At 38.7% G+C, this 19,798-nt stretch carries 21 protein-coding genes; 4 read left to right on the forward strand and 17 right to left on the reverse strand.

Annotated features, from left to right (window positions below):
- Positions 1-13: 13 nt before the first annotated feature.
- The 5 genes from EOK74_RS14745 to EOK74_RS14765 all read right to left on the reverse strand — a co-directional run bounded on the left by EOK74_RS14745 (position 14) and on the right by EOK74_RS14765 (position 4,251).
- Complete coding sequence (locus tag EOK74_RS14745; RefSeq protein WP_239024130.1) at positions 14-988, reverse strand: 5'-methylthioadenosine/S-adenosylhomocysteine nucleosidase family protein; 975 nt, start codon at positions 986-988, stop codon at positions 14-16.
- Positions 989-1,198: 210 nt separating this feature from the next.
- Positions 1,199-1,753: a GTP cyclohydrolase I FolE gene (gene folE / locus EOK74_RS14750; RefSeq protein ID WP_133470792.1), complete on the reverse strand. Its 555-nt coding sequence runs from the start codon at positions 1,751-1,753 to the stop codon at positions 1,199-1,201.
- Between the two features lie 151 nt (positions 1,754-1,904).
- Positions 1,905-2,087, reverse strand: coding sequence for a hypothetical protein (locus EOK74_RS14755; RefSeq protein ID WP_133470793.1), 183 nt, complete (start codon positions 2,085-2,087; stop codon positions 1,905-1,907).
- Positions 2,088-2,123: 36 nt separating this feature from the next.
- The gene (locus EOK74_RS14760) at positions 2,124-2,552 is read right to left on the reverse strand and encodes a CopD family protein (RefSeq protein WP_133470794.1); all 429 of its coding nucleotides are present in this window, start codon (positions 2,550-2,552) and stop codon (positions 2,124-2,126) included.
- Positions 2,553-2,574: 22 nt separating this feature from the next.
- A complete protein-coding gene (locus tag EOK74_RS14765) occupies positions 2,575-4,251 on the reverse strand; it encodes a chloride channel protein (protein WP_133470795.1) in 1,677 nt (558 codons plus the stop codon).
- A gap of 125 nt (positions 4,252-4,376) precedes the next feature.
- Here EOK74_RS14765 and EOK74_RS14770 point away from each other — a divergent pair, with 125 nt between their 5' ends.
- Positions 4,377-5,075: a DUF6776 family protein gene (locus tag EOK74_RS14770; RefSeq protein ID WP_133470796.1), complete on the forward strand. Its 699-nt coding sequence runs from the start codon at positions 4,377-4,379 to the stop codon at positions 5,073-5,075.
- Positions 5,076-5,149: 74 nt separating this feature from the next.
- On the forward strand, positions 5,150-5,494 hold the full coding sequence (gene erpA, locus EOK74_RS14775) for an iron-sulfur cluster insertion protein ErpA (protein ID WP_133470797.1): 345 nt from the start codon (positions 5,150-5,152) through the stop codon (positions 5,492-5,494).
- Between the two features lie 33 nt (positions 5,495-5,527).
- On the opposite strand, the gene EOK74_RS14780 is transcribed toward erpA, so the two are convergent.
- The 8 genes from EOK74_RS14780 to rpe form a co-directional block, all read right to left on the reverse strand.
- The gene (locus tag EOK74_RS14780) at positions 5,528-6,349 is read right to left on the reverse strand and encodes a DUF1338 domain-containing protein (protein ID WP_133470798.1); all 822 of its coding nucleotides are present in this window, start codon (positions 6,347-6,349) and stop codon (positions 5,528-5,530) included.
- Positions 6,350-6,371: 22 nt separating this feature from the next.
- A complete protein-coding gene (gene astD / locus EOK74_RS14785) occupies positions 6,372-7,844 on the reverse strand; it encodes a succinylglutamate-semialdehyde dehydrogenase (protein WP_133470799.1) in 1,473 nt (490 codons plus the stop codon).
- A complete protein-coding gene (gene astA, locus EOK74_RS14790; protein WP_133470800.1) occupies positions 7,841-8,875 on the reverse strand; it encodes an arginine N-succinyltransferase in 1,035 nt (344 codons plus the stop codon). Before astA ends, astD begins: the two co-directional genes overlap by 4 nt.
- A 21-nt stretch (positions 8,876-8,896) precedes the next feature.
- Complete coding sequence (locus EOK74_RS14795; RefSeq protein WP_133470801.1) at positions 8,897-10,102, reverse strand: aspartate aminotransferase family protein; 1,206 nt, start codon at positions 10,100-10,102, stop codon at positions 8,897-8,899.
- A gap of 279 nt (positions 10,103-10,381) precedes the next feature.
- Complete coding sequence (locus tag EOK74_RS14800; protein WP_133470802.1) at positions 10,382-11,545, reverse strand: HDOD domain-containing protein; 1,164 nt, start codon at positions 11,543-11,545, stop codon at positions 10,382-10,384.
- A gap of 195 nt (positions 11,546-11,740) precedes the next feature.
- The gene (locus EOK74_RS14805; RefSeq protein ID WP_133470803.1) at positions 11,741-12,349 is read right to left on the reverse strand and encodes an anthranilate synthase component II; all 609 of its coding nucleotides are present in this window, start codon (positions 12,347-12,349) and stop codon (positions 11,741-11,743) included.
- A 6-nt stretch (positions 12,350-12,355) separates the two neighbouring features.
- Positions 12,356-13,360 (reverse strand): tryptophan--tRNA ligase, encoded by a 1,005-nt coding sequence (gene trpS / locus EOK74_RS14810; RefSeq protein ID WP_133470804.1) that lies wholly within the window; start codon positions 13,358-13,360, stop codon positions 12,356-12,358.
- Between the two features lie 52 nt (positions 13,361-13,412).
- Positions 13,413-14,090, reverse strand: a complete 678-nt coding sequence (gene rpe, locus EOK74_RS14815; protein WP_133470805.1) for a ribulose-phosphate 3-epimerase — start codon at positions 14,088-14,090, stop codon at positions 13,413-13,415.
- A gap of 313 nt (positions 14,091-14,403) precedes the next feature.
- Between rpe and EOK74_RS14820 the strand changes: the two genes are divergently transcribed.
- Positions 14,404-15,072, forward strand: coding sequence for a TorF family putative porin (locus EOK74_RS14820; RefSeq protein ID WP_133470806.1), 669 nt, complete (start codon positions 14,404-14,406; stop codon positions 15,070-15,072).
- 175 nt (positions 15,073-15,247) lie between these two features.
- A complete protein-coding gene (locus tag EOK74_RS14825; protein ID WP_133470807.1) occupies positions 15,248-15,565 on the forward strand; it encodes a hypothetical protein in 318 nt (105 codons plus the stop codon).
- A gap of 21 nt (positions 15,566-15,586) precedes the next feature.
- Here EOK74_RS14825 and EOK74_RS14830 read toward each other — a convergent pair whose 3' ends face one another.
- The 4 genes from EOK74_RS14830 to aroK form a co-directional block, all read right to left on the reverse strand.
- A complete protein-coding gene (locus EOK74_RS14830; RefSeq protein WP_133470849.1) occupies positions 15,587-16,411 on the reverse strand; it encodes a Dam family site-specific DNA-(adenine-N6)-methyltransferase in 825 nt (274 codons plus the stop codon).
- 81 nt (positions 16,412-16,492) lie between these two features.
- On the reverse strand, positions 16,493-18,004 hold the full coding sequence (locus EOK74_RS14835) for an SPOR domain-containing protein (RefSeq protein WP_133470808.1): 1,512 nt from the start codon (positions 18,002-18,004) through the stop codon (positions 16,493-16,495).
- Positions 18,005-18,058: 54 nt separating this feature from the next.
- Positions 18,059-19,126, reverse strand: coding sequence for a 3-dehydroquinate synthase (gene aroB, locus EOK74_RS14840; RefSeq protein WP_133470809.1), 1,068 nt, complete (start codon positions 19,124-19,126; stop codon positions 18,059-18,061).
- 31 nt (positions 19,127-19,157) lie between these two features.
- Positions 19,158-19,673 carry a shikimate kinase AroK gene (aroK, locus tag EOK74_RS14845; RefSeq protein ID WP_133470810.1) on the reverse strand — a complete coding sequence of 172 codons (516 nt, stop codon included), beginning with the start codon at positions 19,671-19,673 and terminating at the stop codon, positions 19,158-19,160.
- Positions 19,674-19,798: the final 125 nt, after the last annotated feature.

Genomic DNA, 19,798 nt, shown 5'->3' on the forward strand with positions numbered 1-19,798 from the left:
TTTGTGGGATTTATTATAAGTTCACAATTTGGTCTAACAACCCAATCATTAACTTTGTTCCTGTACCTGATGCGATACCATCAAATACATTTTCAACATTTTTACCTTGTTGGCCGCCGGCTAAATCACTGATTGAACGGATAATGACCCAGTCTACATCGTTTATGAAGCATACTTGGCCAACAGCGGCAGATTCCATTTCAGACACCTGAGCGGTATAAACTCTTTGTAGCCACTGGCGATAGTCTGCATTATCTAGAAATACTGAGCCTGTTACACCATTGCCCCCAACTTTTATTTGAATAGGGTGGCCTGATGGCATTTTTATTGGGCTAACTGCCGCGACTGCTTTTTTAGTTAATTCAATTAACTCTGGTGTAGCTGTAAAGTAAGGCATTTGTTTGGGGGTATCCCAGCCTTCTTTTACAACGGCCATTTCTTCTGGGTGAATAAAGCCATAGTTTTCATATTTTGGTGCGTGAGGGTCTTTTAGTTCTCTTGCTTTATATCGGGCGAGAGCTGCTTCATAGTAGTCTGGTAGTATGAATTCTCCTGCTTCTTTTTTATCGGGGTTTACGTACACAGATTCATCATGAAAATACCAACGTTCAGGTATGGCTATATCCCCCGGTTGGAATTCTGGATTAATTGCTCCGGCTATACCCATCATCACTACTCTATCAATAGGAAAATAATCGAGGGCCATTTGCATTGTCATTGCCGCATTAGGAACGCTGATCCCTGTGGTAAAAATAACAATGGGTTCACCCTTATAGGTTCCCAATTGATATTTAACGCCTTTAATTGTGATAGTTTCAGTAATTTGGGCATCGTCTAGCTTGCTGAATGCATGATCTATCGCTTTTATTTCAGGCTCATAAGCTGCAACAATGGCAGTCCATTTATTTTCAACGGTAAACTCTTTTGGGCCGTATTTTTGAGTTTTAGCAATAATCTGACTACTAAAAAGTACAAGGCAATGAAGCATGAGTAGGTGAATGAATAATTTGTTTAACATTTGGGTTTCCTCTTATTTGAAACTTACGCAGCCAATAGAATGAGCGTGCATTTATTATTGTTTAGTGTTTAATTGAGAAGTTATCTATTAATTACATTTTAACGGAGTGTCGGCTCCTTAATTTTGAATTATTAAGTCATAGCTTTAGGCTTAGTGTTAAGTATTCTAGAACTCTTTAAGTTACTTTCCTATAAGTCTAAGGAACTCATTTCGTGTAGCGTCTGATGAACGCATTGAACCGAGCATGACTGATGTTATCATCGAAGAGTTTTGTTTTTGTACGCCTCGCATCATCATACACATATGTTTTCCTTCCATAATTACGCCAACGCCGGTAGCCCCTGTTATTTCTTGAACAGCATCTGCAATCTGTTTGGTTAGCCCTTCTTGAATTTGAAGCCTTCTTGAAAACATATCAACGATTCGGGCGAATTTTGATAAACCTAAAACTTTACCTTGAGGTAAGTAGGCAATATGACAACGGCCGATAAATGGAAGCATGTGGTGCTCACATAATGAATAAAATTCAATATCTTGCACTATCACCATTTCATCGCTATCGGCTTCAAAAATAGCGCCATTGACGACATCTTCTAAGTTTTTTTCATAACCATCGGTAAGAAATTGCATGGCCTTTGCGGCGCGCTTGGGAGTATCTACTAAGCCACCACGATTCACATCCTCACCTAAAATTTCGAGAATACTTGAATAGTGATCAGCTAATTTATTTGGCATGAAGTTGGCTCTTAGAGGGGTTGTTAGTGGTATCTTGCTAATTTTTGGTTAGATAAATACCGAATTAATTGGCCAATGGTAACATTTTCTATTGAATGGAATAAATACCGCTGTCACGGCATTATCATATTTATGTTTAGAACAATCGCCTTTAACGAGTTTTATTTGACGGTGACAAAGAAGATCGAACTTCAAAAAGGTAAAGGTCTAATTCTTTTTTAGCTGTTTCGTAATCTTTAGCGTACTCTTTTGAAGCGGTATCGTTTTTGTATGCTTCGAAAGCATCATCTGCTCTCCCCATCAATTCTTTAAGTTTATTTTTATTGAAATCCATATCATTTCACTTAGTTAAGAATAGAGAATCAACTCTTTACACATACTTTACTACTGCTAACCCAATAATTGCGAGAACTATTAATACTGGAGACTCATTTAAAAATCTATAAAACTTTGCAGAATGCTTATTTTCATCCTTAGCAAATGCCCTCATTATAAAAAATAAATAGATATGATAAACGTAAAGTACTGACACTAAAGCTAATTTTATATGTAGCCAATGTGCGGCTGCAAACCATTGGGCACCGTAAAGTGTGATCAACCATATACCTAATATTAAGGTTAAAATGGCAAAAGGTGTGATAAAAAACCATAATCGCCTTTCCATTACTTTAAATTGGTCTTTTACAGCCTGATTGTTAGTTAAAGTATGATAAATAAATAGTCTAGGTAAATAAAAAATACCTGCCATCCATGCAACCATAAAAAACAGGTGGAAGGCTTTTATATACAGCAATGTCATATTTTACTCGCATAGGGGCCAGTTAAAAACTAGCTTGATGTAAATTGTCTCTTAACTTATTCCAACTGATAACGCCAATGATGTCATTTGGGGAGCTTGAGTATATGTATACAGCCCCTTGTCGTTTAGTTGCCAATATTCCATATACTTCGGCTAAGGTCGCTTGAGATTTTACGCCTTTCATTTCAGTGAAGGTAATACGTCTAGTGTCACAATCTGGCTCTTGGTCATAGCCTACAAGTGAATACTGCACCGCATCTTCAAGGTTGGACTTACGTACCACAGTAGTATTTACAGATGAATCTAATAAATTCACTAAGTTATCATTTTGATCCACGACCAGCTTATAGTTATCTTCCATAACTGACAACACCCCCGTTTTTTGCAATTCCCCTAAAACAGAAGATAAGGTGTATGGAAGTTTTTGAAACTCTAATTGGCGGATAAAAATAGAGCTATTACCTAAAAACTGTGTAGAAGTAACGTAAGCCGGCACAATCACTAGGATTGCGGGTAATATTAATTGTGGACTATAGGATAACTCCATTACTGCTGATAATGCAGCTAAGGGAGCATGTACCACAGCGGCCATTAATCCCGCCATTCCGAGTAAAGAAAAGCTTCCTTGTAACTCGTTTGAGTTATCAACAAATAAACCAAGCGGAGCTGCGAGTATTGCACCGCTTATCATACCAATTACAAATACAGGCCCCATTACTCCACCAGGGATCCCTAGTCCTATAGCAATGATGGTTAGAAAAAACTTTGCACATAAGACTGCAATTAGTATTTTCATACTGTCATTTTCAGCAATAAATTCATGGGCAGAGTGAAAATGTGCGCCTAGAGAGTCGGGTAAAATAACCCCTATTACCCCAGTGACTACACCGGCTATAATGAGTCGATAAACCATATTTAGACGATTCGAACGCTGCATTACGAACATTAGAAAGTTATTAAATAATGAGGCCACAAAGCCAAGCACAATGCCAAAAATAATTAAGTACAGGTATACCCATTGGCTGAAATCATGAAATTGTATAAACGATAGTTCTTGTGCTTCGCCAAATACAGCTCTGGTCATGACACTACCACAGGCCGCTGCTAGCATAACGGGTATAAATATGTGGATCCTGTACTCTCTGAGTACTACTTCCATTACAAAAATAACGGCGGCAAAAGGGGTATTGAAAGACGCTGAAATACCCGCAGCAATGCCACACCCAGATAAAATTCTAATACTGTTGTTTGGTAATTTTAACCATTGCCCAAAAAAACTACTCCCGAAAGCCCCAAGGTGCACAGAAGGGCCCTCTCGACCTACAGAAAAGCCACTAGCTAAGGCAACGGCCCCACCTAAGAATTGATTGACCGTGGTACGAAAAGGGATACGCCCAAAAAAATGTTTAATTCTGTGAATAACAAATGGGATCCCCATACGGTAATGTTTAAAGCCTGTCAGGTAGGCAATGAAAATAATGCATAGTGCACCAATTATTGGTAATACAAGCCGGATAATTGGGTCTAATTCACCATATTGATTGGTTTCTACTAAAAACTTGGTTTGTAACCAATCTACAGTTAATCGAAATAGTATAATTAGAGATGCCGCGCACACGCCCCCTATAATGCCTATAAGACACAATTGAATAGAAGTATTGGGTTTGGCGAGTTCTTTTCTAAAGGCGTTAAGGTTCATAAACAAAAAGAAAGTATATTAATTGTTTAGCTCTCCACAGCTTATCACAAGCTATTGTATTTAAAACTAATTTTCAGAGTGTTAGTATGCAATTATGGTGACTTTAAAATCCTCGAGAGAATATCTTGACTCTAGCAGAGTATAAAAAACAGTTTGGGGCATTTCGGGTATACGCTTTTTTGGTTGTAATCATTAGTGTAGCTTTGTATCTCGGCTTTAAATTAGGAGGGGCTAATCAAAGCAGACAAGCATCCCTTATTTCTATTCATGAGCAGAGTATTCAAAACCTAACTACTGAAAACTTAAAATTAACCAAAGACTTAAATGTGTTGGGCGTGGAACTCGAGGTCGCCAAGTTGGCGCAGATGCGCCATAAAAGTGAAATCGAAACAATATTAGACCGAGAAAAAAAGTTAAAATCCACATTGGAATTTTATCAACAAGTCATGGCTCCAGAGCTTAAAGAAGAAGGGTTCTTTATTGAAGGTTTTTATGCCGAGCCTACATTAAGTGAAAATTCCTACCGCTTTGAGTTGGCATTGGTACAACATGAAAAAACAAAAAATACCCTTAAAGGTACCTTAAATATATCACTAGTCGGTAGTGAAAACGGCCAACCAAAAGAATACCCCCTTAAGCAATTTTTGCCCGAGCAACAGGCTTTGCGTTTTAGCTTTAAATACTTTCAATTACTTAATGGAGAAGTCACTCTTCCCGCGGGGTTTCAACCTGAAAAAGTCACAGTACACGCAGTTATTTATCAGTTTAAACGTAAAAAAGGTGAGTTAACCAGCACATTCGATTGGTTATCTACGCGGGAATAGTTGACCATTTTAGTCAGGTACTGGATAATCTATACTACATAGAGTGTCCTTATTGTTTAATTGAGATTTTTGTTATGACCGTGCAAACCGCTTTACCTATTGAATTTTCAGATGCTGCTGCTAAAAAAGTAAAAAACTTAGTGGAGGAAGAAGAGAATCCAAACCTTAAACTACGTGTATACGTTACAGGTGGTGGGTGTTCTGGCTTTCAGTATGGCTTTACTTTTGATGAAAAGGTAAATGATGGCGATACAACTATTGATAAAAATGAAGTGACTTTAGTGGTTGATCCAATGAGCCTGCAATACTTAGTGGGTGGAGAAGTTGATTACACAGAAGGGTTAGAAGGTTCTAGATTCTTAGTCAATAACCCTAATGCAACCACAACCTGTGGCTGTGGTGCATCATTTACGGTTTAACCAAGTTAGCTGGACTATATTCTTGCTGACGGACTATTTGGAGTTTGTACTTTCAAATATTTTGTCAGCCGACGCAGCGACAAAACCTTGATATAACTCACCATTGCTCATTGGATACCGTTGAGCAAACTCGTAGAAACAACTTGGTACTACTTTTTTCGCATCTGTAAACTCAACCTCAACCTTATCTGCCATGGTAGAAGACTGCGCCAGTAACACTTCAGGCCCGCCTTTTATTTCGCCACCAGAGGTATTTAACGTAAATCCAGCTTGTTTTAATTTGTTATTAACAGCGGCTAACTCATGAATACTTTGCATATGGTTCAAGCTAACAGTGAAGTGATTAGCACAATAGCCCCAGACAGACATCCAAGCTGCATATTCTGAGTGAGCAACTAAGATTTCATACTCTTGTAATGACACTTGCCAGTGTTTACCAGAATATAAAAAGTCATCTTGTTGCCAAGCATCATCTGCAACCCTTGTTAGCATTTTATTAATGATACTTTGAACTTGTTGAGGCATCTCCTCGATTAGCAATTCACTTATAAATACTTTTGGTTTCCTAGTGTCAGGGTGCTCAAAATGCTTTGCTCGCAGCTTTTTTTGTTCAAAGTTGTATTGACCTTGCTCTGTGTACCCTAAGTTCAAAAAATGTTGGGCTAATTTGTTCAAATTAACCTTATCCGCATTGAATGTACGTAGTGCAATATGGTCGTTTACTAAGCTCGATGCTTGCTGTGTTTCTTTAGCTTCGTATTCTTCTAGTAACTTATGAATTTTGAAAGCTGAAGGCGTAATTGCTACATAACTTTGCCATAACTTAGCAAAAAGGGTATTGATTTCGTGTGCCATAAAAATCCTTCCTTTGGTAAAGCTAGATACTTAATCCAGGGCTAAGGGTGCCAGGTAAAGTGACTTTTTCAAGTTCAACTGAGGCAACAGGGTAAGCACAATAATCAGCCGCATAATAGGCGCTTGCTCTATGGTTACCGCTATCGCCGATCCCTCCAAATGGAGCGGCTCCGCTCGCTCCAGTTATAGGTCTATTCCAATTAACAATACCAGCGCGAATACGCTGGTAAAAATACTGATAGTCATCTTTATTATCTGCTAATAAGCCTGCCGATAAACCAAAACTGGTATTGTTGGCTTCTGCAATAGCATTGTCGAACGTGTCATAGCGTATTACTTTTAGTAGAGGTCCAAAATGTTCTTCATCTGGGAGTGTAGAGATGATATCAGTGACATCAATAATGCCAGGTGTGACAAAACCAGACTCAGTGTCTTGATGGACTAGTGGTACTAGTGACCTCGCACCTAACTCGGTAAGTTGTTGTTGAGCATTAACCATTAGGTTCGCTGCTTGCTTTGAAATCATAGCGCCCATAAACGGCTGTTCATCAGCGTCGTAATCACCAACCTTAATATTCTCAGTCGCTTTCGTAAGCTTTTGTAAAAGTTTATCACCAGCTGCCCCTTGCTCGATAAATAAACGTCGTGCACAGGTGCAGCGCTGCCCAGATGTAACAAAAGCAGATTGAATAATATCGTGAACGGCTGCATTGATATCAGCTACGTCTTTGACGATTAAGGGGTTGTTACCGCCCATTTCTAACGCTAATATTTTGCCTGGGTGTCCTGCAAATTGTTCATGTAATATTTTACCAGTACGAGAACTGCCGGTGAAAAACAGTCCATCTAAACCTGTATGAGATGCTAGTGCTTTACCAGTTTCAACTTCCCCTTGAACCATATTCAAAACGCCAGCAGGTAGTCCGGCTTGTTCCCATAAATGGATGGTTTTTTCAGCTACTAAAGGGGTTAGATCAGAAGGCTTGAATACTATGGTGTTGCCAGCGAGTAATGCCGGGACAATATGCCCATTTGGTAGGTGTCCAGGGAAATTGTAAGGGCCAAAAACCGCTACCACGCCATGGGGTTTATGGCGAATAAACGCTTTGCCTAAAGGCATTGCGTTTTCTACTGTGCCGGTTCTGTCATGGTAGGCCTTTTCTGATAAGCCGATTTTTCCAATCATAGCAGCAACTTCTGTTGCTGTTTCCCATAAAGGTTTCCCCGTTTCTTGAGCAATAGAAAGGGCGAGAGCGGACTTATTATCAGCTAATAGTGCCGCAAACTTTTTTACATAGGCTAAGCGAGTTTCAAGGGGCGTATTGCTCCAAGGAACAAAAGCCAAACGGGCTGCTTTTATTGCAGCATCAACTTGACTCGTATCAGCGGACTTAGCCTGCCAGATAGTTTGCTTTTTTGCAGGATCGATAGATTGAATATTATGTCCGTTACCTAAGTGCCAGACCCCATCAATAAAATGAGTAGTCATGATTATGTCCTGAAGTGAGTAGGGGCAAAGCGAATTTCATCACCGTCTTTGATGCCCAATGCGTCAGCTGATTGCTGACTTATAATTGCGTAGTTTGATTGTTTGTCGACTTCAAGGCTGGTACAGATACCTCTAAAGTCTTTAATCTGCGTATTAATAGCGAAAAACCTTCGCTCTGACTCAGGTAGTTGTGCTTGAACCTTAACAGGCATTTTTCGACTAGTTTGTGCTGTTCTAATATGTTTTAGGTTGGCTTCAACCGTAGGGCCGGCATCAAAAATATCTACATACCCTCTAGAGCTAAACCCTTCTTGCTCTAGTAATTGTAAAGCTGGTTTGGTTTTTTCGTGGACTTGTCCGATGACGGCTTGAGCTTGTTTACTTAGTAAGCTCACGTAAATAGGATACTTGGGCATTAATTCAGCAATAAACTGTTTCTGCCCAATACCTGTGAGGTAGTCTACCGTTGGAAAGTCCATCGAGAAGAAATGCTCTTCTAGCCACTGCCAAAAGGGCGACTGACCAGTGTCGTCATTTATACCTCGCATCTCTGCGATTATGGTGTCATCAAATCTTTGTTGATGCTCCATCATGAACAAAAATCTAAATTTTGATAGTAATCGCCCGTTTAAATTTTCACGTGCGCTTTGTCGTAAAAATAGGGTGCAAATTTCAGATACACCCGTGTAATCGTTGCAAAGAGTTAAAATATCTACAGTGTTGTAAATATTTAACTCCCGAGAGGCGTGCACCACCTTGCTTAAATGATAATGGTAAAATGCATCATCTAAACCGACACTGGAGGCAATGCCGCTGGTACCTACTACTTCTTTAGTTTGAGTATCTTGCATTACAAATAAATAGCTTTCATCACCTGGCTGAGTCACTGATTTATTAAATGACTCAAGTGATTTATCAATTTTACTATTCAATAATGCTTCATTTACAGGTAAGGACGTAAAACCCACACCTGACTCTTGAGCTATGGCATGTAAAGATGAGTAGTCGCTCTTTTTTATGGGGCGAATAACTTTCATACTTTCTTCCTTGTAGTTATCTTAGCTCGCGACTGTTTTTGCTACTGCACGTTCAAAACGAGATAAACCTTCAAGAATATCTTCATCCGAAATAACCAAAGAAGGTGCAAATCTTACGACATTGGCTCCTGCCACTAAACACATTAAGTTTTCAGCAGCAGCGGCAACTAAAAAGTCTCTAGAACGACCTGCATATTGCTCATTTAGTACCGCACCTAGTAATAAACCTTTTCCTCTTATCTCACTAAAGCATTGATATTGAGTGTTTATTTTTTCTAATCCAGAGCGAAATAGCGCTTCTTTATGCTTAACACCATCTAGTACTTCTGGAGTATTCACTATATCTAGTACTTTTTCTGCAACGGCACAGCCTAATGGATTACCACCATAGGTGCTGCCGTGAGTTCCAACCTTAAGATGTTTAGCTATCTCTGTAGTGGTTAACATGGCTGCGATAGGGAAGCCGCCACCTAATGATTTTGCTGTGGTTAAAATGTCGGGTGTGACATCTAGGCCCATATAGGCATATAAGTCACCGGTACGGCCTACACCAGATTGAACTTCATCAAATATTAGTAAAGCGTTATGTTTATCACATAAGGTTCTTACACCTTTTACGAACTCAGATTCTGGGCTTACTACACCGCCTTCCCCTTGAATGGGCTCCATCATTACTGCACAGGTTTTGTCTGAAATTAGTGTTTCAAGTGCCGCTAAGTCATTGTAGTCAATATGGTCAATGGCACTTGGTTTGGGACCAAAACCATCTGAGTAGGCAGCTTGGCCGCCCACAGTAACAGTAAAGAATGTACGACCATGGAAGCCTTGATTAAACGCAATGATCTGGTTTTTTTCAGAGCCAAAGTTATCAACTGCATAACGACGTGCTAGTTTAAGCGCAGCCTCGTTGGCTTCTGCACCAGAGTTGGCAAAGTAAACTTTTTCTGCAAATGTAGCTTGGGTTAACTTTTTGGCCAGCCTAAGTGCTGGCTCATTAGTTAATACATTACTTAAATGCCATACCTTTTCACTTTGCTCTTGCAGGGTTTTGACCAACTCAGGGTGGCAGTGGCCTAATACATTCACTGCTATACCACCGGCAAAGTCAATAAACTCAGCGCCCGTTTGATCCCATAATCGAGAGCCCAGACCTTTAACAGGTATGGTTGCTGCAGGATTGTAATTAGGGACCATTACTTCATCAAATAATTTGCGGGTTACATTCATAATATTGCCTTAGGTATATAAGCCTCACGGAAACAATCTTTGTGATGACTTTGGCCAAAAAAGAAAAATATTATGTCAGAACAATTCCTCTCTGTCTGCAATGAAATTTTACGCCACACGGTATTTTTAAAGGGTTTCTATTAGTTTTTCATGAATAGTGAATAACTATTAATTTATATTTCGGGGATTGAAATTCTTTAGGGTAAAGTCGTTACTATTATTGCAGCGCCTTAATTGTGGAGGTACAAATTAGTGATTTTGCATTAATATGCGTAAAAATTATTCTGCACCAAATGTAAGATCTAAGGTTCGAAGGTCGGTAGTCTTGAGTATTTCAAGGTATCCTTTAGGCATATTTAGGCTTCTTACAAAGTCTTTCGATTGTTGTAAATCAATTAATTTATAGCCTTTTAATATTCTATATTGTGCATATCCATGACCTTGTTTTACCGCTTTTGTTAAAGCCGAAATGTCTGCGGCACGTTTATTTTCCGCTAATTCTTGCATAGCATTGCCAATAAATACCCTCTTTAAATCCATTTTTTGTATAAGTTTGGTGCTTGTTTTTAGAGCATATTCTGAGTTTAAGTGGTTAAGAAAGTGACCTGATGGAGTGAGTTTTAAAAGGGCTAAATGCTCATCGTGTTTACGAGCTGCTTCTGTTTCTTTTAAAGCTTGTATTTGCACATTATCAAATATTCTAAAATACAGTTTAGTAATCACTATTTTACCAAGCTGCCTAAACATGCCAAGACAAAAAGCATGGTTGTGATTTAGGCCTGCAGCTCGTGCTATTTTTTTAGAAGCTAAGGCGCTTGCTAAAGCCTCTTCCCATATCCTCGTTTTTATAGTGGGGTAGGGGTCTGTTATTTGCGGCAATACTCGCCTAAAAGCTAAGCAAGTGGCGGCTATAGTTAGGTTTTCTATGCCAAAAAAGCCTAATGCTGCTCTCATATTGTCAACCACGACTAGCTTACCTTTGCTGTCTGTTCTTCTGTATTTAGGTTGGTTGATCATTTTTAGCAGATCATTATAAAACCATGGTACGTCGGCTGCCAAAGGTTCGATTGATGAGATTGTGGCGGCTTTTAAACTTGTTGCATCTAATAACTGTGGCGTAGTGCTATCTAAACCTAATACTTTGTTATACAAAAAATCTACATCAATAAGACTTTCGGCTAATTGCGTTTTAACTTCATTATTTACTTGGTCAGATATCGAATTTATGAAGGATAACTCTGATTTGATATTTAAGTCTTTTTCTTGAATCGCTTGCTTTTCAACACGCAGCAGTGATCGTGCTGTTTTACTTTGAGCTATTTCAATTTTACTTAATTTAGGTTTTCCATCTTGCATTAAATTTTGTTGAGCTTGTTTTAAATCTAAAAACAAATCATCAAAGCGGATCTTAATTAGTTGGTCGATGGGTAAAGGTTGGCTCATTTAATGTAAGGTTTCTTATTCGTTGTTTGTTTTATAATTTAAAGGTGAATGAAAGTTACTGCGTCAATCTATTTGTCAGCTATTTTAGTCTCTAATGTGATTTTACACAGACACACAGTTAACATCATTGTTTGCAGCATTTATTCATGAGTCTTTAACGGAATTCACTTAGGTTTACTTTAACTAATTTTTTTATTAAGTGCATTTTAAGAAATTATTAAGTAACTCATGTCCATATTCAGTCAATAGCGACTCTGGATGAAACTGCACCCCAAAAATGGGTAAGCTGTTATGCTCAATGGCCATTACCTCTCCTTCAACTTTTATATCAGCAGTGAGTTCGTGGTGGAATTGCTCTTCACCACACCATGCCGTGACCTTAAATTCTTTCGGTATAGTTTGGGCTTGAAGTAAAAGCGAATGGTAACGTGTTGCCCTAAAAGGGCTGCTAATACCTTTAAATAAATTCGAAGAGCTGTGGAATACTTGGGCAGTCTTACCATGTATTATTTTATTTGCATTGATTACCCTAGCACCAAAAACTTGGCCAATGGCTTGGTGCCCTAAACAGACCCCCAATATTGGTATTTTCCCAGCAAAATGACGGATTGCTTCAAGTGTAATACCTGCTTCATTTGGTGTACATGGACCGGGTGAAAATACCAAATGTTGGGGGGCTAATGCTGCAATATCGTCGCAGCTAATCTGGTCATTACGAACTATTTTTACATCTTGGCCCAACTCTACAAAATAGCGGGCCAAATTGTGGGTAAAAGAGTCATAATTATCAATTAATAAAAGCATAAAAAGTTAAGGTCGTTTGATAAACCCCACTGCATCGTAGACTTTTTCAAGAGTTTTAGAGGCACGGTCACTTGCTTTTTCAGCCCCACTTTTCATAATTTTATTTAGTTCAGTTTGGTCTTCCCGTAGTGCATGAAATTTTTCTTGAATGGGTTCTAGTAATGCCACAACTGCATCGGCAACATCTGTTTTAAGGTGCCCATACATTTTGCCTTCATACTCAGGTACTAAGCTATCTATAGACTTATTTGTTGCACAAGATAATAGAGTTAAGAGGTTAGACACACCGGGCTTATCTTTTATATCAAAGTAAATACGTGCCTGTTCGTCAGAGTCAGTGACTGCTCGTTTTATTTTTTTGGCGATCTTTTTAGGATCTTCCAATAGACCAACAAAATTATTTACGTTGTCATCAGACTTAGACATCTTTTTAGTTGGGTCTTGTAAGCTCATTACCCTAGCGCCAAACTCAGGAATGAAAGGTTCAGGTACTGTAAAAGTATTGCCATACAAATTATTAAAGCGTGTCGCAATATCACGGGTCAATTCTAAGTGTTGTTTTTGATCATCGCCCACCGGAACTTGATTGGCTTGATACAATAATATATCTGCTGCCATCAACGCAGGGTATGTATATAAACCAGAGTTGATGTTAGAAACGTTTTTGGCTGACTTGTCTTTGAATTGTGTCATACGGTTCAACTCACCCATTTGCGCATAACAGTTCATTATCCAGCCCAACTGAGTATGTTCAGGAACATGAGACTGCATGAAAATTGTGCTTTTTTGAGGGCTGATACCGCAAGCCACATACAAGGCTAGCCCATCTAAACATGCTTGATGAAGTGCTTTAGGGTCTTGCCTTACAGTAATGGCATGTAAATCAACTAGCATATAAAGGCAATCATGGTCATCTTGCATGTTCACCCATTGACGCAGAGCGCCTATATAGTTTCCTATGGTAAGTTGACCTGAAGGCTGGCAGCCACTGAGTACAATTGGTTTAGTCATATATGCTTCTATTATCTTTAATTTTTTTAATTGTTTGGCTACGGGGACTTTATTAGTTAGCTAAAGAAAGCTCCGCTCGCATTTTATTGATTACATCTCGGTAATCTGCTTGACCGAAAATCGCTGACCCTGCTACAAACATATCTGCACCAGCTTCTGCAATGGCGCGAATATTATCGATTTTTACGCCCCCGTCAATTTCTAATCGAATATCATAGCCAGAACTATCTATTAAATTTCTAGTTTTACGCAGTTTATCAAGAGATTCTGGAATGAAACTTTGGCCACCAAACCCAGGATTTACCGACATCAATAATATGTGATGTAGCTTGTGCATGACATGATCTAGGTGTGTTAAAGGTGTCGCAGGGTTAAACACTAACCCTGGTTTACAGCCATTGTCGATAATTAATTGTAAACTTCGGTCTATATGCTGCGAAGCTTCTGGGTGAAAGCTAATGTAACTTGCACCAGCATCAGCAAACTGCTTTATCATATCATCTACTGGTTGCACCATAAGGTGCACGTCAATATCGGCGGTCAGCCCTTTCTTTCTTAATGCTTCACACACTAAAGGTCCAATAGTTAAGTTGGGTACATAGTGATTGTCCATCACGTCAAAATGAACCACATCAGCACCTGCGGCTAAAACGTTGTCAACCTCCTCGCCTAGCCGAGTGAAATCTGCAGATAAGATAGATGGGGCAATTAGGTAAGGTTGTTTATTCATGATTGTCTCGTATGTAAGTGAATCAATATTTTATCTAAACCTGAATAGGGATGAAAGCCTGTAGCTTTGCACCAAAAAGGTTCGTAAGCTGTATTTTGGTGCGCAAATTCATATTAAAAAGAAATTAATTGAGTTAATTAATTTCACGTGTTGTTAAAAAATATTTAATTAAAACAAATGGATAGATTGTTTCCCAAGTACAATCATTGTACGTTTTTTTATAGGCATTGGATTTGCTTTCAGTAGGCAAATAATAAAAATAATATGATAAAAAAACAGTAAAATTTTAATAATAATCGGAGTAACACAATACATGAAAACTTTTAAATTAACTGCAATCACTGCGACCCTATTAGCTGTGACTGGATTTAGTTCTGTTGCAACTGCGGCCGTTGATGCCAACTTTGGTGCAACAAGTAACTATGTCTGGCGTGGTGTTAGCCAAAGCTCAAACGCAGCTTCTGTTTCTGGTGGCTTAGACTATTCTGATGATAGTGGTTTTTACGTAGGTACTTGGGTTGGTTCATTAGGAGATGATGTATCTGGATTCAATGGTGCTGAGACCGACTTTTATTTAGGGTACGGTGGTGAAAGTGACGGTTTTGGTTATGATGTGGGATATATCTATTACTCATACACTGAACTTGTAGATAGTGACTTTGGCGAGCTTTATTTCAATGGTAGCTATGGCGCTTTCGGTTTTGGTGTTGCATATACAGTAAACAGTCAAGTTGATGAAGGTAGCCTTTTTGATGCTGGCGATATTTACGCAAATGTAAGTTATGGTTTTGATCTAGCTAATGATTATAGTCTTGGTCTAACATTAGGGTATTATGATTTTGATGCAGGAAGTGATGGGGATTATGCTCACTTTCAGGCAGATATAGCAAAAGGCGATTTTACCTTTTCGGTTTCTAAAGCTGAGTCAGCTTCAGGTGATGATGATATTAAATTTATCGCTTCTTGGGGCACTAGCTTTTAATAGAGCTGGTAATTGTAAGTTAAAATATAAGGAGTGCACCTGCACTCCTTTTTAGTTTTTGTTATTTACTTTTATAGAGTTCTCGACGAATTAACTAGTAGCTAAGGTAAATGGAGTGTGATGGTTTTTTGTTCGCTAGTATAATGCAACAAATTGTTTCAGTGCAGATAAGATTATGACAAAGAAGCTAAGATTTTCATCTACTATCGGAAGTACCGCTTTCATTGGAGTAATGGTAATTGCATTGTTTGGTTTTTTAAACCTATCAAGTTACCAAAAACACAATTTTGCAGATTGCCCAGAAAATGTTGCTTTTCAGCATTCTTTGCCTCTGAGCCACCCTATAAATCGTTGTGCTGCACAAGAGTCTCAAAGTATCAGTTGGACCTCTTGGTTCACTGGCCATTCCAGTTCTTATCAATTTCACTTTATAGACTTATTAGAGTTGCTTTCCCGCGCTGCAGATTCTTCAGATAAAGCGCATCACCATTAGTACGCCAGTTAAAGCTTGCTGTTATTTTTTAGAATATAAGGCCAATAGTTCTGCTACTTTTAGCCTTTTGTTGCCATTTTGACTAATAAAGCGACTAACTTGCAGCTTTGTAATATCCGCACCTTGATATATGTCTCTTGTAAATTCAGTATCATGATTACTGACTAAAACCGGTATGTTTCGTGTTTCACTTGCTCGCTTTGCTAAGTCAGCAAGTTTGATTTGGTTATCTAAAGTAAAGCCTCCCTTTGCATAACTATTGAACATAGCCGTTTTACTAATTGGAGCATAAGGCGGATCACAATAGATAATGGCGCCTTGGCGTGCTTTTGCAAATACCCTCTCGAAAGAAGTGCAGGTAAATATGGCTTGCTGAGACTTTTCAGCAAAAAAGTGAATTTCTTTTTCGGGATAGTATGGGGCTTTATAGCGACCAAAAGGAACATTAAACTTTCCACTATTATTGTAGCGGCATAAGCCGTTATAGCCGTGCCTATTCAAATATAAAAAGAATACTGCTCTTTCGTACAAGTCATTGGTTTGATTAAACTCTTGCCTTATTTCGTAATAGCGTTGTTCGGCATTATTCACTGCGGTAAACAACTCTATACTATCTCTAACGTAGTTATCGGCTTGCTTTTTGACAATATTATATAGATTGATGAGATCTGGATTGATGTCGTTAAGGAGATAGCGCGGGTATTGAGTATTTAAAAATACAGAACCAGCGCCTACGAAAGGCTCAATTAATTTGTTTCCATCAGGTAGCTTGGCTTTTAAGTCTTCAATTAACTTATATTTTCCACCGGCCCATTTTAAAAAAGCTCTGTTTTTTTTGTCTTTTATTACAGCCAATGTTCTACCAAACTGAGATACGAATTTTATCAGGCCGAATTGTAACGGCCTATGATGAAAACAACAATTAGCTTAATGAACTTGTATGGCGATTTCTTGTTTTATTTGCATTACTCGTTTCACAAAAGGATTATTTTTAAGCATTGCAGCTGGTAACTTTTGCCTATGTAAGTTTGCTGCCTCAACTGACGGGAAGCTTTGGTTGTTTAAAAGCACATACCATTTCACTGCATTTCGGTAGGTTGGGTAAATCCAAATTTGAGATTCTAATTTTTCATCCTTGATATAATTCATCAATGCATTGAAATTTGTCATGGCGGCAATTTGAATAACGAAATGAGAATCTGACAATGCTAATATTGCATCTAGATCATTTAAATATCGGGTCTCAGCTGTTTTTAGTTCTGGAAGCTGGGGGTCTGAAATTTCTGCTGCAACAGTGCTCTGAGGTTCTGAAGTGATATCTGGTACAGCATAGTCTTGCTCGGTCGAAACCTTCGTAGGTGTTGAGGTTTCAATGCTAGTTACAATCAATTCAGGGGGCGCAGATACAGGCAACTCTGAGGCTTTTTCAATTGGCTGCTCTGTCACCATTACATTATTCTTAATTGGTACTTGTGTGTCTACTTTTGATTCTACTTTACCTTCAATCTCTGCGACTGCCGTTTCCCAATCAGTCACCAATAAAGTATCTAAATCATGCTGTATTTCCAACTTGGGCAATTGTTCGCTGGTTTGAGTTTTATCAACAATTGGTTCTTCATTAATTTGTGTTAATTTTTCGACCTTTATTGGGAGCGAAGGCGTTTCATTGACTGCTTCTGCAGTGTTGTAAGCTGCAACCCACTTAAGGATGTTGTCAGAATACTGCCAACTCAAAATGCCAGCAAATGTGAGTACAAAAACCATACTAAGTAGGGTTATCATCCACCATTTTTTTAATAAAGATGTATGAACATAGGTACTTTGGTTTCTATCTTTTATGCGTTCAGCAAATTTTTGACGGTTATGTTGAAGAAATGCCTCTAAATCGGTATTTTCTAGGGATTCAAAATTTTCTTCACCTAAGGTACTGCACTCTGCGATAGGGCTAATACTACTTTTAAGTATGATTGGCTTGTCTCTGGAGTGAGAAGCTAATCCTGATTTCATCTGTTCAGCCCAGCTTGATTCACCCATTAACAATACATTTAGATGTTGTTTATTGTTTGCAAATCGACTTTGTAAAACTAACTCCCAGATTTCTTTTACGAGTTTATTAGGGAGGTTATCGGCCTGGAAAATACTAATAAGTGCTGTGCCATCCTTGTTATTCAACGGAGCTAATAATTGATTTAATGGACGATGAAAGTCAACATTTTGTGTATTGGTCAGTAATTGCTTAAAAATTGTTTCTCGGTAGCTGGCTAGTGGAGTAAGAGGATCTGCGTTGACAAGGGCTACATCCGTTTGGTCATCTTGCTGGCTTAAAAAGCTCTCTACCACACGGGATTGTTGTTTGATTTTATCTGTACAAACAAATACTAATTGGGAGGAGTAACTAATTAAATAATCTAAACGGTCGCTTAACTCTGTGGTTGCCATTTCTTTTTTGCCTAGGGTCTACCTACCCACAACAAAACTGCAATGGGTATTAAATTACGAAAGAATTGACCTTAAAGTGTCTTCACTTACCTTGTTGGTAACCACTGCTTTACCAATATTCTCTGGAATAACAAAAAATAATTCACCTGCTTGTACTTTTTTGTCATGACGCATGTGTTTTACAAAATCGTCATAAGACATAGTACTCGGCGCTGCTATTGGTAAATCAAAAGCTTGAAGCAATAACTCTACGCGACTAAATTCTGACGCTTTAAGCCAATTCATATCAACTGCTACAGCAGAAGCAAGAACAATGCCTGCTGCTACAGCTTCACCATGTAACCAGTTGCCATAGCCTTGCTCCGCTTCAATGGCGTGGCCAAAAGTATGGCCTAAATTTAAGATAGCTCTAAGACCTGACTCTCTTTCGTCTATAGCGACAATTTCGGCTTTTATTTCACAGCACCTAGCTATCATATACTGTAAAGCGTCTTGATCTTGCTGCTTAATCGCTGTTTGGTTTTGTTCTAACCAAACAAAAAAGTCATAGTCGTAAATCACACCATACTTTATTACTTCTGCCATTCCCGCTGCAAATTCTCTAGCTGGCAGGGTGTTGAGGCTATTTGTGTCAATTAAAACAGCTTTAGGTTGGTAAAAAGCACCGATCATATTTTTACCAAGAGGGTGGTTTACTGCGGTTTTTCCTCCTACTGAGGAGTCAACTTGTGATAACAAGGTGGAAGGTATTTGAATAAATGGCATACCTCTTTGAAAACTTGCAGCGACAAACCCAGTCAAATCGCCTACCACGCCACCGCCTAACGCAATAAGTGTGGTATCGCGAGCAGCTGACATTTCTAAAAGTTGAGTGATAACAAGCTCGAAGCTTTTGAGGCTTTTATGTTGTTCACCATCAGGAAGTACTATTTTACTAACGTCATAACCAACTAAAGCCGTTTCAACTTGAGTGTAATACAGTGGCTCAACTATATCGTTAGTAATGATGACAACTTTGTTAGTTTTAAGATGTGAGGTAAGAACCTCTGGTGTTTCAAGTAAATTAGCCTGAATTAAAATAGGGTAGCTACGCTCACCCAACTCAACTGTTAGTTTTGCCATAGTGGCTGCCCTATTTTAAATATGTTGTGAATTAAAGACCTATCTTATCAATAATTTGATTCGCGACAGCTCTCGCACTTTGATCGTCAGTTTCAACGATATAGTCAGCTGCGTCTTCATACAGTGGGTTACGCTCTTCTGCTAAGTTACGCAATACTGTTTCAGGATCATCTTTTTGTAGTAGCGGACGACGTTTGTCTCTTTGTGTCCTTGCCACTTGTTTATCAATTGTCGTTTGAAGGTATACAACTATGCCACGAGCAGATAGACGATTGCGTACGTTTTTAGTAACAATAGAGCCTCCGCCAGTTGCTAAGACAATTCCTTGCTTGTCTGTTAAATCATTAATAACGTTTTCTTCACGTAAGCGGAATCCATCCTCTCCTTCAATATCGAAAATCCAGGCGATATCTGCGCCTGCGCGTTTTTCAATTTCTTGATCTGAGTCAAAGAATTCTAAATGAAGTTCATCTGCTAGGTGTCTTCCGATAGTGCTTTTACCAGCACCCATCGGACCAATTAGGAATATATTACGTTTTTCGGCCATTTTTGCTTATATCACAACTTAGTTTATTTAAGGGGTAGAAAAGTATTGTGCGGCTACCCTTTTATGGATTAACCAGACCTCGTCTAAAAATCGAGTTCGCGATTATCTCAGTTTTATCGTGAATT

The organism is Paraglaciecola marina (assembly GCF_004360155.1).
Lineage (GTDB): Bacteria > Pseudomonadota > Gammaproteobacteria > Enterobacterales > Alteromonadaceae > Paraglaciecola > Paraglaciecola marina.

Bases quoted from the DNA above. Each gene is read 5' to 3' on its own strand.
- EOK74_RS14745 (WP_239024130.1), bottom strand. From the start codon at position 988: ATGCTTCATTGCCTTGTACTTTTTAGTAGTCAGATTATTGCTAAAACT.
- folE (WP_133470792.1), bottom strand. From the start codon at position 1,753: ATGCCAAATAAATTAGCTGATCACTATTCAAGTATTCTCGAAATTTTA.
- EOK74_RS14755 (WP_133470793.1), bottom strand. From the start codon at position 2,087: ATGGATTTCAATAAAAATAAACTTAAAGAATTGATGGGGAGAGCAGAT.
- EOK74_RS14760 (WP_133470794.1), bottom strand. From the start codon at position 2,552: ATGACATTGCTGTATATAAAAGCCTTCCACCTGTTTTTTATGGTTGCA.
- EOK74_RS14765 (WP_133470795.1), bottom strand. From the start codon at position 4,251: ATGAACCTTAACGCCTTTAGAAAAGAACTCGCCAAACCCAATACTTCT.
- erpA (WP_133470797.1), top strand. From the start codon at position 5,150: ATGACCGTGCAAACCGCTTTACCTATTGAATTTTCAGATGCTGCTGCT.
- EOK74_RS14780 (WP_133470798.1), bottom strand. From the start codon at position 6,349: ATGGCACACGAAATCAATACCCTTTTTGCTAAGTTATGGCAAAGTTAT.
- astA (WP_133470800.1), bottom strand. From the start codon at position 8,875: ATGAAAGTTATTCGCCCCATAAAAAAGAGCGACTACTCATCTTTACAT.
- EOK74_RS14795 (WP_133470801.1), bottom strand. From the start codon at position 10,102: ATGAATGTAACCCGCAAATTATTTGATGAAGTAATGGTCCCTAATTAC.
- EOK74_RS14800 (WP_133470802.1), bottom strand. From the start codon at position 11,545: ATGAGCCAACCTTTACCCATCGACCAACTAATTAAGATCCGCTTTGAT.
- EOK74_RS14805 (WP_133470803.1), bottom strand. From the start codon at position 12,349: ATGCTTTTATTAATTGATAATTATGACTCTTTTACCCACAATTTGGCC.
- trpS (WP_133470804.1), bottom strand. From the start codon at position 13,360: ATGACTAAACCAATTGTACTCAGTGGCTGCCAGCCTTCAGGTCAACTT.
- rpe (WP_133470805.1), bottom strand. From the start codon at position 14,090: ATGAATAAACAACCTTACCTAATTGCCCCATCTATCTTATCTGCAGAT.
- EOK74_RS14820 (WP_133470806.1), top strand. From the start codon at position 14,404: ATGAAAACTTTTAAATTAACTGCAATCACTGCGACCCTATTAGCTGTG.
- EOK74_RS14825 (WP_133470807.1), top strand. From the start codon at position 15,248: ATGACAAAGAAGCTAAGATTTTCATCTACTATCGGAAGTACCGCTTTC.
- EOK74_RS14835 (WP_133470808.1), bottom strand. From the start codon at position 18,004: ATGGCAACCACAGAGTTAAGCGACCGTTTAGATTATTTAATTAGTTAC.
- aroB (WP_133470809.1), bottom strand. From the start codon at position 19,126: ATGGCAAAACTAACAGTTGAGTTGGGTGAGCGTAGCTACCCTATTTTA.
- aroK (WP_133470810.1), bottom strand. From the start codon at position 19,673: ATGGCCGAAAAACGTAATATATTCCTAATTGGTCCGATGGGTGCTGGT.